Source organism: Cognataquiflexum rubidum (assembly GCF_022538115.1).
In the GTDB taxonomy this organism is placed as follows: domain Bacteria; phylum Bacteroidota; class Bacteroidia; order Cytophagales; family Cyclobacteriaceae; genus Cognataquiflexum; species Cognataquiflexum rubidum.
Genome location: NZ_JAKZAL010000004.1, coordinates 172,370 through 186,080, shown reverse-complemented (window position 1 = coordinate 186,080; position 13,711 = coordinate 172,370). Strand labels below are relative to the sequence as shown.

Sequence of the window (13,711 nt, the reverse complement as noted above, 5' to 3'; positions counted from 1 at the left end):
CACAAACATTGGCGGCGGCGAATGAATGATGTTTGTGGAGACATAAACATTGGCGGCGACGAATGATCCCACAGGGATCAAATATGGGTAGCCCCGAGTAATCCCGATAGCTATCGGGAGCAACTCGGGGTAAAAAACGAGAACAACAATTCCGGTTTTTGGCCGAGGAAATGCAAATGGGGAAATAGGGTTTCCGCCAAAAACAGGTGCCTTCAAAATCCTTTGCGACCTTAGCGAAACCATTGAGTCCTTTGCGGTTAAAAAATATACCTCTCGCAGGAGATTCGTAGCAGGAGAGGAGAATGAATAATGTTTGTGGGGACACAAACATTGGCGGTTCAGAATGAATAATGATTGTGGAGACATAAACATTGGCGAGATTGAATAACCTTTAGGGTCGGTCCCAAATTCACAACTTTTTTCTGCAAAAATGCTAACCCGTCGAATTTGTTTACAAGGATTAGATCCGCTCCTTTGTTAATAAAAATCCACTTTTTAAAAACTCTCGTTCACATTGAGGTAAAAACCTGAATTGCCTTTTTGGCCCCAACCATAGTCTGCAGTGATCGTGGTGCGGTTTTTCTTGTTGATCATGACGCGTAGGCCCAATCCATATCCCGGATTAAATTGCTCAAAAAGTTTCTCATTGGTGTCACGACTGCTGAAACTACCCGCATTGACAAAAACAGTTCCACCAAAGGTTTCCTTGTTTTGCTGTAAAGGAAAGCGGTATTCAGCTTCGGTGTAGACCATACTTTCACCTCTAAATCTACCTTGGGCATAAGCACGGCCCGACCTGCCAAACATATCCCAACCTATGGAAGGCAGGTTCATATAAGGTAGTTCGCCTGATACAAGAAAATTGCCCATTCCCCAAACTGCAATCAGGTGTCTTTTTCTTCTTTGGCTGAGGTTGAAATAGTGTCTGTAGTCCATCAAAATGGTGCTTGAGGATTTGACTGAACCAAGGAAAGTGGGATTGACCTTGTAGGAGAGGAGTGCAAAGTTTTTTTCGTAAGGAGAAACCGCGATGTCCCTGTTTTCCATGATGGCATTGAGGGTAATTCCTGACAGAATATATTTATCTGTCGAAATCCCACGGGCAATGTTATAAGCATCATGTGAAAATTCGAGCTCGGGAGCATTTTCCTCATCGGAAAAATTGGTAATCTTCGAGTGTAGATCAAAATGATAACCCATTCCAAGATAAAACTTTGAATCCCCAATCCTCCTTAATACGGTTTCGTAAAACCGGATCAGGCTAAAATCCATTTGCTGCTCGCCCCGCCAAACTCCCGGTCTCGCGGGATCTTCGCCGGGTTCATTTGGTGCACTGCTTCCCAATCCAAATGTAGGCTGAGAGGTGATGAAATAACGCCAGTCACCGACAAGTATCCATTTGTTCTTGTCCAAAAAGATGTTGCTTCTTGAGCTAAAAATCCACTGTTTTTTGGTCGTGTAAAGGAAATTCCCTACAAAATTCGACATTTTGGTGTCAGCAGGATTGCCCATATACCATGTTGCCGAAGGGGCCAAACCAAACATCCAACCATTTGCCGGGTTGGAGCCTACAGCTGGCAAAGGCACCCATTTGAATTCATGGATTCTATTGGGTTTGTAAACTGTAGTATCCTGGGCTTTCAATTCCTGAAAAATGCCCAAAAATATGATGATCACAGAAAGTACCTTCATGGTATCGAAATTACGGTGGATGGTTTGGGGGTATTATTTCTAAATACAGCGTTTAACTTAGAATGATACAAAGCAAGCGATCAAATGCAAACTGTCAAGGAAAAACACGCACAGCTATATTGAATGTACTGAATAATTTTCTAAAAAGGAAAATGAACAGTCAGTATCAATGGATCCCTGATGTCGTAGCTTTCGTTTGGTGATTATTTCCCGTCAGCCACGCACCTGAATCCTACATTGGAAGTACCGCTGTCGTAAGCGTGTCCCTGTCGGGCTGAGGGCCGGTAATTGATACAGTAATCATCCGCACAGAGGAAAGAACCTCCTTTGATGACTTTTTCAATGGCGTAAGGATTATCCGGATTGTAGCATTTGCTGATTGCACTGTCAAGTGCCGGAGCCTCACCGGACATTCTGAGAAAGGTAGCTGCATCAAACCAGTCACTCGTCATTTCCCATACATTGCCTATGATGTCATACAGACCAAAATCGTTTGGCGGAAAGCTTTTGACAGGAGCTGTACCCAAAAAGCCATCCCTTCCTTCATTGGCATGAGGAAAATCCCCTTGGAAAGTATTCGCCATAAATTGCCCGTTTGGCTGGAAATCCGCGCCCCAAGCGTAGCGTTGGCTTTCTTTACCTCCCTTGGCGGCATATTCCCATTCGGCTTCTGTGGGAAGTCTTTTTCCGGCCCATTTAGCATAGGCTTCGGCATCCTCATCTGCCATGTGCACGACAGGATGGTTTTCTTTTCCTTTCATACTACTTCCAGGACCTTCTGGATGTTTCCAGCTTGCACCGTCTACCCATTTCCACCAAAGTGCTAGGTCATTTGTTTGTGTCGAGACAGCCTGGGCAGGTGGAGAAAAAACCAAGGAACCGGGTTGCATGTCCTTATCAGCCGGTCTAGGGGTGCCGGGAGGAAGCTGAACTTTCATTTCTTCCCAATCCAATGGCCTTTCTGCAACGGTTACATAACCGGTCTCTTCCACAAATTTGGCATATTGGGCATTGGTCACTTCCGTCACATCCATCCAAAAACCTTTGACTTCCCTCTTTACTGCCGGCCTTTCTACATGATAAGCTTCCTGCTCATTGGTACCCATAAAAAACGAACCGCCTTCAATCCAAACCATCCCTTCCTTCGAAAAATCCGAGGCTTGCTGTATCTCATTTGCCGTGACTTCTACCTCTTTTTCCTTAGGATTACATTGGGCAAAAAGAAATCCTGTCAACAAAACCGGAACTGCAAAATAGTGGGATTTTTTCATGGGTGGCTTTAAATTTGGTTTCATAAAGGTAGGTCAGTCCTAGAATAATAGCAATATCTGGTTTTTGCCAGAAGGAATAAAAAAACCTGCTCCCAAATAAAGGAACAGGTTTATAAGTTTCAAAATTTCAACAAATTAAAGCTCTCCAATGAAAGGCAGTCTTTCAGTGATAGCTAGAAGAATGGTATTCTGAACGTAGTTTTCCAACTGTACAAACTTCGCTGCATTGATCGCACCGATGGATTTCTTTACTTTTTTATAATGCTTGGCAGTGAGACCGTTGAGACTTGCATTGTTTTTCATGGCCTTTATCGCCAAGGCGTCTGCGTCAGTTTCTGTAAGATTTGGTAGCTTTTCAAGGTACTCATTGATAAGAAGGACTCTTGCCTTCATCAGCTCTCTTCTTTCTACTTCGTATGCTTCATAGACTGGCCAAAAACCCGAATCTGCAGGCAGTGCCATGTACTGCTCTACTAGAGCACGCTTTTCCATTCCAAAAGCTGATTGGATCAATTTGATCTCGTCGTTGATTTGTTGGGCATTGCTGATCAGAGGAAGAGCAAAGAAAATCAATAGGGCAAATAATTTTGTTTTCATAAAAGTTTTTTTTTTTTAGTTGAGTTAAAGGTTAGGTTGTATTTATTATTTGTTAAAATTTAGCATTACAAAACCAAGGTTAAATCCCATCATCGAATGTGCCCGCATGTCGGCGTTTTCGAAGGTCTGATAATATTTTGAAGACAATTTGATGCCGACATAATCACTCAGCTGGTAGATAGCGCCTATTTCAGGCCGGATGATAAATTGTCTAGCTTCGGTTTTTTCCACAAATATACCCATACTTACTGTCTGCGTATTGATGCCAAGACCGGCACCCATAGCTATGAATGGTTTAAAAGGTTTATCGGCGTTGAAGATATAGATGGCAGAAGCCATAATCGGGGTTACTTTAAGGTAGCGGTATTGAATTCCGGACAATGAGGCAGTGCCTTGCTCAAAAGTCTGACCGGGGACTTCCTCGTAGAAATTCATTGTTCCGAATTCCACACCGTATCCAAAATTATTTTCATTCATTCTATAGAATTCAAAATTGGCTCCACGGCCTGTAAAATTCTGAGTGAAATCCGCTGTTCCGCCCAAAGGCAAAGCAGGAGCAAAATTAAGTTGAATCATCGTTCCTTGGCCAAAAACAGGTAGCGAGGACAGGCAAAACAATACTGATAAAAGGTATATATAAGGTTTCATAAAATCACTTTTGGATGTAGGGAGATTGGATAAATGCCTGATTGATACCTGCCACTGCCCGTTCTGTATTGCTTGTCTGTGACCCTGTCAATGCCCCGTTGACAATGACTACCCAATCTACTTCTAGTTGATTGGAAGCGTTTACCGACTTCATGTTGACCAATTGGATCAGCAATGACCCTGTAGATACAGAGCTGACCACAGCAGGCTGGTAGCCGGGATAAATCCATCCAAGGCCAGCTCCAAGATTAGGTATCCACCAATCCCAAAACCACCAATTGTAATTAAAAATAAGGGAATTGCTTTCCGGTACAGTAGGAAGCAAAATGTAATCAGGATTGGCGAATTGGTTGACTTGGGTAAATCCTCTCGCCAACATGTTTGCACGGATAGCTCCAAGAATACTTCTGCCGGCTACAAAATCTATGAAAGGAGGCTGCTGACCCGGCTGTATAGGGGTCTCTGTGACGATTACCACATTTTCAGGGATGGCAAAAGTAGTCCCTTGGGCAAAATCAAAGTCAGGGTTGAAATTGGTATAGACGACATCGAGTGTGGTAACATCTTCAGGAAGATCAGGTGCGCATCCAAAAGATGCCATCAACCCAAAGACAAAAGCTAAGCAAGGGAAATTGAACTTCATTACTGGTTTGGAATTTTATATAATAAAAACAGTGGATCAAATGTATGAATAGTTTTTTGGAAAATACAAAACAACAGAATTTGTGATGGTCATTCGTGAGAATATTTAAGGAATATTGGCAGTATTAGAGGTATTGGAAATTTAATTTATAATTTGCAACTTCATAGTGAAGTAACCATAAAATGATTTTAGTATGGAAGTAGCCCTCGATTGGAAAAATTTTTTCTATGTATTTTCACAGTTTGTCGGGTTTTTGGTAGGGTTGGTTTTGATTTTTTTTGGATTCCGAAAAAACCGACAAAACATACTTCTTGGTTTTAATTTTTTGGTTCTCACCTACAGTTCTTTTATCATTTGGCTTATTACTACCTCTTACTTTGTGTATTTTCCACAGTTGTATCGGACAGGCAATTTTACCGGGCTTTTGTTTATGCCCATGATGTACCTGTACATCCGGATGGTAGTGACAGGCAAAAAGCTTCAATTGAAGGATGCGCTTCACCTGATTATTCCTTTGGTTTTTTTAGTGGATTATTGGCCTGTCCTGGTTTTGGACAATGCTGATAAATTGGCGCTAATCCGATCCGAAATATCCAATCCTGCATTGTTTACTTCATTCAACCAATCGCGTTTTTTTCCTGATGGCTTTTATACGCCATTCAGATCCTTCGTCCTTTCTATTTATTGGATTCTTTCGGTGTATTGGGTGAGACAAGGGACCAAGAAAGTTGAAAAGGATGGGTTTGCAAAAGAGTGGTTTGCCTGGATAAAGGTTTTTTTGGTTTTGGAATTTTTGGTTTTCTTTCCATTTTTCATGCTTTTCTGGACTGTCGATCCTTTAACAGCCTTCCATTTGGTACATATTACTATAGTGGTTCTCAATTTGACTACCGGTATGTCCCTCATGTTTTTCCCAAAAATACTTTATGGTCTGGACAAAGATCTATTTGTCCAACACCAAAAGAAGCAAAAGTCAAAAACAGAAATCATGGACAACATTTCGGTGGAAAAATCCACTGAAATTGAGAATAAAATAAAAACAGCGCTCGAAGAAAATAAAAGGTACCTGCAACACGGATATTCTATTCATGACCTGTCTGAGGACACAGGGGTTCCGACCTACCTGCTTACCATGTACATCAATAAGGTTTTGGATTCCAGTTTTACAGACCTGATCAATAAAAAAAGGATAGAAGAATGCTGTCTGCTGATGGCTTCAGGTAAATACTCGCATTTGGCCATTGAGGGATTTGCCACCCTTTGTGGATTCAACAACCGCAATTCATTTTCTTTGGCTTTCAAGAAGTTTAAAGATATGTCTCCCTCTGCATACTACAAAGTTAATTCAATCAAGTAACCAGCCAATCCGTTCTACTTCTTTCTGATAGGATTTTGGAAATACAATTATTATCCTCAAGACCTTCCAATTCCGCCAAATTGGTTCACTCAAGAGATTATTTACCCTAATTTATGTCATTTCAATTTAGTAAAAACACCCGTCAATTTTGTGCCATATTTTACAAAATTTCGATAGTTTCGTGCAGATTTAAGCTATTATAGTTTCATTTTACCCTACCGTTGACTTAATTTATGGAAATCACCGCAATAAACTTATTTTTTCTTTTCACGATGTTTATTGGGTCCTTGGTAGGATTGATATTGATTTATTTTGGTTTCAAAAAAAACAGACACAACATCCTGTTAGGAATTAACTTTTTGTTTCTTACCTATATTTCATTGATTGTTTGGCTTCTGACTTCGGGATATTTCTTGAATTTTCCCTTTTTGTATCGGACAGGCAATTTAGTGGGATTCCTCTTCATGCCATTGATGTTCATTTACATCCGAACGGTCTTGACAGGCAAGGGTATCCATTGGATTGACCTGATCCATTTGATACCGGCACTTGTAATTTTGATTGATTTTTGGCCTGTATTGATGCTTTCAAACCATGAAAAATACTTATTGATCCAATCAGAAATTTCCAATCCGGTATTGTTTACAACTTATTCCCAAAGCCGTTTCTTTCATTTTGATTTTTACACACCATTTAGATCAGTGGTTTTGGCTTTTTATTGGATTCTTTCGGCCATCCTTGTTTGGACCAATACTAAAAAACAGGATACAAAAGGCTTTGCAAAAGAATGGTTTATATGGATCAAGATATTTTTGGGACTGGAACTTTTGGTTTTTTTTCCTTTTCTTCTTTTGTTTTGGGCCGTTGATCCGATTATGAATTATTTATTGGTTCATCTGACTGTTGTTCTACTTACAATTGTAACAGGTTTTGCTCTTCTTTTTTCTCCAAAAATCCTTTATGGGATGGACCAAAATCTATTCGAGGAGCAATCCATAAAAAGCAAACCTGAAAGGAATGAAACACTTTCCGAACAAAAGACCAGAGAAATTGAATCAAAACTTGATTTGGTCCTGACAAAGGATAAAAAATTTCTCCAACACGGTTACTCCATCCATTCCTTGGCAGCAGATACTGATATTCCTGTGTATTTATTGACGCTATATATCAACCACCACCTCAACACAAATTTTTCAGATTTGATCAATCAAAAGAGAATCGAGGAATCCTGTAAGTTGATTCAATCAAGGAAGTTTGAACACCTTTCTATACTTGGGCTTGCAGAAATTTCAGGTTTCAACAACAGGAACTCATTTACTTTGGCCTTTCAAAAGTTCAAGAATGTTTCTCCTTCGGCATTTATCAAATCGGTGAAGACAAAAACATAGAATATATCTCGCCAATTTTTTACAAAGATTGGCACCTAAGTCCGTTTAACCTTCTTTTACTCTCAGTGCCTGAGTAACTTTAAAAGTTAATTTTAATTTAAACTTATAAAAAAATTATGGGCATGAATCGAGTTTATAAAACCCTACTGATTCCGTTTTTAGCGGTTATTTTATTTAGCCAAATCAGTTGTAATAACCAGAGTACCGAAACTACAGATGCCGAAACTTCAGGATCCGATTTGGCTGTAAGCGACCACTTCGATCCAAAGGGGAAAGGTCCATCCAAACACACCTTGGCAATTTGGGAGAATTGGAAAAAGACTTTGCCATTTGAAGATAAAAGAGATTTTGAAGAAGCTCAGAAAGGCTTTATTGCCGCGCCGGACTTCAGACAAATCAAAAACGCCGAGGGTAGGGTTATTTGGGATATTGGCAGGTATGATTTCCTTTTAAATGAGCAGGATCATCAGACTATTCATCCATCCTTGCAGCGGATCGCAACTCTTAATATGGGTTATGGTTTGTATAAAGTTTCAGATGGGATTTACCAAGTCCGGGGTTTTGATTTGTCCAATATGACCTTGGTTGAAGGAAAAACAGGTTGGATTCTAATTGATGTCTTGACTACAAAAGAAACATCGGCAGCAGCCTTAAAATTTGCCAATGAGCAGTTGGGCGAAAGGCCTGTCAGGGCGGTAATTTATTCCCATACCCATGCTGACCATTTCGGAGGTATAAGGGGAGTGGTCAATGAGGAAGATGTTATTGCTGGTAAAGTAAAAATCATTGCTCCAGAAGGATTCATGAACTTTGCAGTATCTGAGAATGTGATCGCAGGCAATGCCATGAACAGAAGGTTGTTTTATCAATATGGAGTGCTATTGCCTGTAAGCCCTTATGGGCACGTAGACCAAGCTTTGGCCAAGAATGTTTCTTCCGGAACGCTGGGCTTAATTGCTCCTACTATTTCAATCAGCAAACCTGTCGAAGAACTCGTAGTTGACGGGCTAAGGATGATCTTCCATAATACCCCCAACACTGAGGCACCTGTTGAAATGAATACTTACATCCCTGAGAAAAAAGCATTGTGGATGGCTGAGAACGTTACTGCCACAATACACAATATATATACCTTAAGGGGGGCTTTGGTACGGGATGCATTGACTTGGTCCAAAAAAATATCTGAGTCACTCTATATGTTTGGAGAGGAAGCCGACGTCATGTTTGCCTCACACCATTGGCCAAGATGGGGCAATGAAAGGGTACAGGAAGTTCTACGTACACAGCGTGATGCCTATGGTCATATTCACAATACTGTTTTGAACCTGGCCAATCAAGGGGTGACAGTCAACGAAGTTCACAATGTATACGAAGTGCCCGCCAGCTTACAAAAGCAGTGGTCCGCTCGGTCTTATCATGGTTCTGTGGAGCATAACAGCCGGGCCATTATCAACAGGTATTTAGGCTATTGGGATGCCAACCCACTTACTTTAATACCGATGGCGGAAAGAGAATCTGCACCGTTATTTGTAGAAATGATGGGCGGTGCCGGACCAATTATCGAAAAGGGAAAGGAACTTTTCGAAGAAGGAAAGTATAAGCATGCTGGGGAGCTTTTAAACAAATTGGTATTTGCAGAACCGCAAAACCAAGAAGCCAAAGACCTTTTGGCTGATTGTTATGAGCAGATAGGATACCAACAGGAAAGTACAAGTGTCAGGAACAGTTTCTTGGCTGGAGCTTATGAGCTTCGAAACGGTATCCCTGGAGGCGAAATGCCTAAATCTGTAACTCCGGATATTATCCGTGCCATGAGCACTGAAACCTGGCTGGATTTTCTTGGTGTAAAACTCAACAGTAAAAAGGCTGAGGGAATCAACTTCAAGATGAACATCATTACTCCTGACAACAATGAAAAATTCTTAGTAGAGCTTAGCAACTCTACACTGTCTAACCTTAAAGGGTTTACCGCTAAAAATGCTGACCTCACTCTCACCTTGAATAGGTCAGACCTAAACATGGCAATGATGGGCGTCAAAAGTTTTGAAGACCTATTGAAAGAAGGAAAGGCAAAAGTAGAAGGCAATCCACAGATCCTTGCCCAATTGGTAGGCATGTTGGATGAATTTGACCCGAGATTTGAAATCCTTCCCGGTACAAAAAAGGAGAAGTACCAAAGCCCAACAGCAGATGGTGGATTTGATGCGCCGGCCTTTATTGAAGATTGATTTTTAATTTTCGGCACGATCCGAATATTTCTTAGGTAGTAAAATGATTTCCTAAAATGAATCAGTGATTCATTTTAGGAAATCATTAGCTATTGGAGAGTTTCACTTCAATTCTTGCAATGATTGCTTTAATAGGTGCAATAATTCCTGAATTCCCAATGCTATTGCTCCTATATTTAATTGTTCAAAATTATATTCCCGCCAAAAATGAAAAAATCCCTTACTGTTGTATTGTTATTTGGTTTCCTTTTTTTTAGCCCTCTAGTTACATTTGGTCAAGAAGAAGAGAAGGCTACCGAAAAAGTAGAAAAAAAAGAAAAGAAAGTTGATATTACGATTTTGCCTGTAATAGCAACCAACCCCACTGTCGGGGTTTTGTTTGGCGTATTGCCCGGTCTGAATTGGAATATGGGAACTCCGGAAGATACAAGAAACTCTACCGCTCTGATTGGTATTTATTATACTACGCTGAATCAGCTGTTCACCTCATTTCGATCCAACGCTTTTACAAAAGGCGACGGCTTCAATTTATTGACAGATATAAGATTTAACCTCAACTCACAGCCTACATATGGCCTTGGGTCAGAGATTCGAAGCCCTATAGTGGGTGAGGGGGGTGGTGTCAACGATTATCCTTATCCACCTATTCCCGCCAATGAACAGATGGCATTTAATAATTTCAGGTTGTATCAGACCGTTCAAAAAAGGCACAAGCAAACCAATTTGTTTTATGGGATCGGTTATCATTTGGACATCTTTTGGAACATTGATGACAAGCAGCTTGACCTTGATGCCGACCCACAGAGAATTACCCACCACTACCGGTATCAAACCCTAAAAGGAATCAGTACCGAAAAGTATTCACAGTCAGGCCTTTCACTGAACACTACCTTCGACAGCCGGGACAATGTAGTAAACCCATATGAGGGTCAATTAGCGGCTGTTTCATTAAGGCTTTTTCCTGAGTTTCTTGGAAGTACAGTCAGTGCTTCACAATTGTGGATGGAATACAGAACCTATCTCAACCTGGATAAGAACCGCGCCCGTAATGTATTGGCTTTTTGGACATACGGTTGGTTTGTCACAAGCGGCACTTCACCTTACCTTGCATTGCCAGCCATCGGATGGGATATGTTTGCCCGTTCAGGACGACCATTCACACATGGAAGGATAAGAGGCGAGGACCTCATGTATGCTGAAACTGAATGGAGGTTTCCATTGCAAAGAGATAAGGATAAGTGGGGAGGCGTGCTATTCGTGAATACCTCTACCGCAAGCAGCAGAACTGAAAATATTAATCTGGCCGGTAACTTTGTCTTTGGATATGGAGGTGGCTTGAGATTTATGATCAATGAGAAGAAAAGGGTCAACCTAGGTCTTGATTATGGTTTTGGTACAAATGGCGCACAAGGATTGTTCCTCAATCTCAATGAATACTTTTAAAACAATTAGTGGTTAATAAATAGTGGGTTTAAATTTGGTTTGGATTAAGTAAAAAGGGTGAAAAACATACCAAGGCCTAAGTACATGGAGTTTTGTTGGATTTCTTTGTTTGCACAGGTCTATCATCCTGCAAGGACAATGAACGTTCCTGACAGGAAAATTTCCAATGTAAAAACAGCCACGAGGATGTTTTTCCCCTTTTTTATTTTTCTATTTGTAGGGCTTCAGGTTCAGGCCCAATCCAATAAACCCCAATATTGGTTCACTTATAACCACACCGGAAGATTTGCTGACAGGTGGAGTTACGGATTTGACCTTAATCACCGCACCAACGGGATCATTCCTTTCAACTCAAGTCTGAGTGCGGCAAGGATGGGGATGAATTATCATAGCAAAACAGGATTCAGGATTACGGCAGGGTACGCTTGGTTTGGAACTTTTGTGCCCCAACAAGAACGTATCTGGCTGCATGAAAACAGGCTTTATGAACAGGTTCAGTACAGCCACTCTTCTGGTAAAGTCAATTTCACCCACCGCATCCGGATCGAACACCGGTGGAGACAGTTGTTTACTGATGCGGCTTTGGATGAAACCGAAGTGTTTCTGACAAACCGGTACCGCTATCTCTTCCAGTTAGATGGACCGATTGCGAGAAGACCTGATAGACAGACTTCTTTTCGTTGGCAAGTCGCCAATGAGTTCTTTATCCATAACAAGGAGGAAATAGGGTATATGCTTTTTGACCAGAACAGGACATTGGCAGGAGTATTGATTTCGCCTTCCAAAACCGTCAGTTTGGCGGTACTTTACCAACTTATCTTACAGCAGCAGCCCTTTCTCAAGGAAACCCGAGCCATCAATTCCTTTAGGATCACACTTTTTCACCAATTGGATTTCAGGAAAAGGAAGACCTTTAAGATTGAGGAAATCCCAGTAATTGATTGACGGTTTTTTTGATTTCCCTACTTGTAAATTACTGGTGAATTATTTTTGTAGCTTTACTGTCCAATTAAGACCTTCATTTTTTCATATACATGGCTTTTTAATTTGGTTGAATATTCATTAATTGAAAAGTTATTCATCTGGATAATTTAAGCAGGGAATTCTCAATCGAATGGAAATAAGTTTTGATTTTATATCCCTGGTTCATTTGGTGGCGATAGTATTAGGTATTGTGTCCTCTGCTGTTATCCTTTTTTTTGGTTTCAAAACTTTTCCCGCCAACCAGCCTTTGGGCCTTGGTCAGTTGAGTATTTCCTTGGGTCTTTTTGTCAGTTTTTCCCTGGTTTCCCAATTAATTGTCCATTGGCCTTTTTTGTATAGAACGGGTCAGATATTCGCCCTGATTTTTATCCCAATGCCCTATTTATATACGATATTCTATATAAGGAAACGGCAGTGGTGTTGGTACGACTTGTTGCATGCGCTCCCATTATTGATTTACATGGTTGATTATTGGGATGTTTTGTCCATGTCTTCGGCGCAAAAACTACTCCTCATCCAACAGGAAATCAATGACCTTGATGCCATGGCAAAATTTAACCAGGGCAAATTTATCGGTCCGGGTTTTCACCATATATTCCGCACGGTTTTGTTTAGTGCCTATTGGGTAGCACAAGTAATCCTTTTTGTAAAATGGGTCCGAAGCCAATCCTCAATAACTTTACAAAACAAGGTTTGGCGCAATTGGATGTTGGTGTTTCTGGGGTGCCAATTTTTCTTATGGTTCCCTTTTTACCTTTCTCTTTTTTGGTTGGATGATTTGACCAATTACCAAATCATCGATTCCTTTTCAGTAATATGGCTATTGCTGTCAAGTCTATCTCTTTTCTTTTTTCCTTCCCTGCTATATGGGAAGCCTATGGATGGTGGGGAAGGCATTTCTAAGTTGACCAAAGTGCTTAAGAAAACCCCTATATCTGAGGAGGAGGGAAAAAAATTAGAGGAAGTCATGCAGTCGATGGAAACACATATGGATGAGAGTAGGTTATTTTTGAAGACCGGGTACACCATCAATGATTTTTCGAGGGATATCCATATTCCTGTCTATCTGATTTCAAAATGCCTGAATACTTTCAAGGGTTTGGGATTTGTGGAATATGTCAACCAAAAGCGTGTTCAATATTGCATTAAAAAATTTGACGATGGGGAATGGTCCAATTACAAAGTGGAAGCTATCGCCACCGAATGCGGATTTAGCAACCGCAATTCATTCACCAATGCTTTCAAAAAATTCCTCGGAACCTCCCCATCTGAATACAGGGAAACTTTTCATAAGTCGTAGGTTTCAATAATGGAAAAACTCAGCTGATATTTTTTAAGATCAAGTCCTTGGTATTCGCCTTAATTAATTGAATTGATGCCATGACATTTAGCCTTTTGAGATGTCTTGACGTATTTTTGAGTTGGGCTCATCATTAAACATTCTGTTTAATGAGTTCAAT

11 protein-coding genes are annotated in these 13,711 nt (G+C 40.6%); 6 read left to right on the top strand and 5 right to left on the bottom strand.

All coding sequences use genetic code 11. From position 1 onward, the window contains the following. Positions 1 to 495 precede the first annotated feature (495 nt). The 5 genes from MMU05_RS06665 to MMU05_RS06645 all read right to left on the bottom strand — a co-directional run bounded on the left by MMU05_RS06665 (position 496) and on the right by MMU05_RS06645 (position 4,851). Positions 496 to 1,692, bottom strand: coding sequence for a BamA/TamA family outer membrane protein (locus MMU05_RS06665; protein ID WP_241140899.1), 1,197 nt, complete (start codon positions 1,690 to 1,692; stop codon positions 496 to 498). Positions 1,693 to 1,895: 203 nt separating this feature from the next. Next, the gene (locus MMU05_RS06660) at positions 1,896 to 2,963 is read right to left on the bottom strand and encodes a formylglycine-generating enzyme family protein (protein WP_418884463.1); all 1,068 of its coding nucleotides are present in this window, start codon (positions 2,961 to 2,963) and stop codon (positions 1,896 to 1,898) included. Between the two features lie 135 nt (positions 2,964 to 3,098). Further along, a complete protein-coding gene (locus tag MMU05_RS06655) occupies positions 3,099 to 3,560 on the bottom strand; it encodes a hypothetical protein (protein WP_241140898.1) in 462 nt (153 codons plus the stop codon). A 45-nt stretch (positions 3,561 to 3,605) separates the two neighbouring features. Further along, positions 3,606 to 4,208, bottom strand: coding sequence for a hypothetical protein (locus MMU05_RS06650; RefSeq protein ID WP_241140897.1), 603 nt, complete (start codon positions 4,206 to 4,208; stop codon positions 3,606 to 3,608). Between the two features lie 4 nt (positions 4,209 to 4,212). Further along, positions 4,213 to 4,851, bottom strand: coding sequence for a DUF4136 domain-containing protein (locus MMU05_RS06645; protein WP_241140896.1), 639 nt, complete (start codon positions 4,849 to 4,851; stop codon positions 4,213 to 4,215). 193 nt (positions 4,852 to 5,044) lie between these two features. Between MMU05_RS06645 and MMU05_RS06640 the strand changes: the two genes are divergently transcribed. From MMU05_RS06640 to MMU05_RS06615, 6 genes are all read left to right on the top strand, one after another. Next, on the top strand, positions 5,045 to 6,208 hold the full coding sequence (locus MMU05_RS06640) for a helix-turn-helix domain-containing protein (RefSeq protein WP_241140895.1): 1,164 nt from the start codon (positions 5,045 to 5,047) through the stop codon (positions 6,206 to 6,208). Between the two features lie 233 nt (positions 6,209 to 6,441). Beyond that, positions 6,442 to 7,596, top strand: coding sequence for a helix-turn-helix domain-containing protein (locus tag MMU05_RS06635; protein ID WP_241140894.1), 1,155 nt, complete (start codon positions 6,442 to 6,444; stop codon positions 7,594 to 7,596). Between the two features lie 122 nt (positions 7,597 to 7,718). Beyond that, positions 7,719 to 9,824: an alkyl/aryl-sulfatase gene (locus MMU05_RS06630; protein ID WP_241140893.1), complete on the top strand. Its 2,106-nt coding sequence runs from the start codon at positions 7,719 to 7,721 to the stop codon at positions 9,822 to 9,824. A gap of 207 nt (positions 9,825 to 10,031) precedes the next feature. After that, positions 10,032 to 11,267 carry a BamA/TamA family outer membrane protein gene (locus tag MMU05_RS06625; protein WP_241140892.1) on the top strand — a complete coding sequence of 412 codons (1,236 nt, stop codon included), beginning with the start codon at positions 10,032 to 10,034 and terminating at the stop codon, positions 11,265 to 11,267. Between the two features lie 57 nt (positions 11,268 to 11,324). Beyond that, positions 11,325 to 12,212 (top strand): DUF2490 domain-containing protein, encoded by an 888-nt coding sequence (locus MMU05_RS06620; protein ID WP_241140891.1) that lies wholly within the window; start codon positions 11,325 to 11,327, stop codon positions 12,210 to 12,212. Between the two features lie 169 nt (positions 12,213 to 12,381). Then, positions 12,382 to 13,551, top strand: a complete 1,170-nt coding sequence (locus MMU05_RS06615) for a helix-turn-helix domain-containing protein (RefSeq protein ID WP_241140890.1) — start codon at positions 12,382 to 12,384, stop codon at positions 13,549 to 13,551. The last annotated feature ends 160 nt before the right edge of the window (positions 13,552 to 13,711 follow it).

Coding starts and splice junctions, on each gene's coding strand:
- MMU05_RS06655 (WP_241140898.1), bottom strand. CDS start 3,560: ATGAAAACAAAATTATTTGCCCTATTGATTTTCTTTGCTCTTCCTCTG.
- MMU05_RS06660 (WP_418884463.1), bottom strand. CDS start 2,963: ATGAAAAAATCCCACTATTTTGCAGTTCCGGTTTTGTTGACAGGATTT.
- MMU05_RS06630 (WP_241140893.1), top strand. CDS start 7,719: ATGAATCGAGTTTATAAAACCCTACTGATTCCGTTTTTAGCGGTTATT.
- MMU05_RS06665 (WP_241140899.1), bottom strand. CDS start 1,692: ATGAAGGTACTTTCTGTGATCATCATATTTTTGGGCATTTTTCAGGAA.
- MMU05_RS06615 (WP_241140890.1), top strand. CDS start 12,382: ATGGAAATAAGTTTTGATTTTATATCCCTGGTTCATTTGGTGGCGATA.
- MMU05_RS06635 (WP_241140894.1), top strand. CDS start 6,442: ATGGAAATCACCGCAATAAACTTATTTTTTCTTTTCACGATGTTTATT.
- MMU05_RS06625 (WP_241140892.1), top strand. CDS start 10,032: ATGAAAAAATCCCTTACTGTTGTATTGTTATTTGGTTTCCTTTTTTTT.
- MMU05_RS06640 (WP_241140895.1), top strand. CDS start 5,045: ATGGAAGTAGCCCTCGATTGGAAAAATTTTTTCTATGTATTTTCACAG.
- MMU05_RS06645 (WP_241140896.1), bottom strand. CDS start 4,851: ATGAAGTTCAATTTCCCTTGCTTAGCTTTTGTCTTTGGGTTGATGGCA.
- MMU05_RS06650 (WP_241140897.1), bottom strand. CDS start 4,208: ATGAAACCTTATATATACCTTTTATCAGTATTGTTTTGCCTGTCCTCG.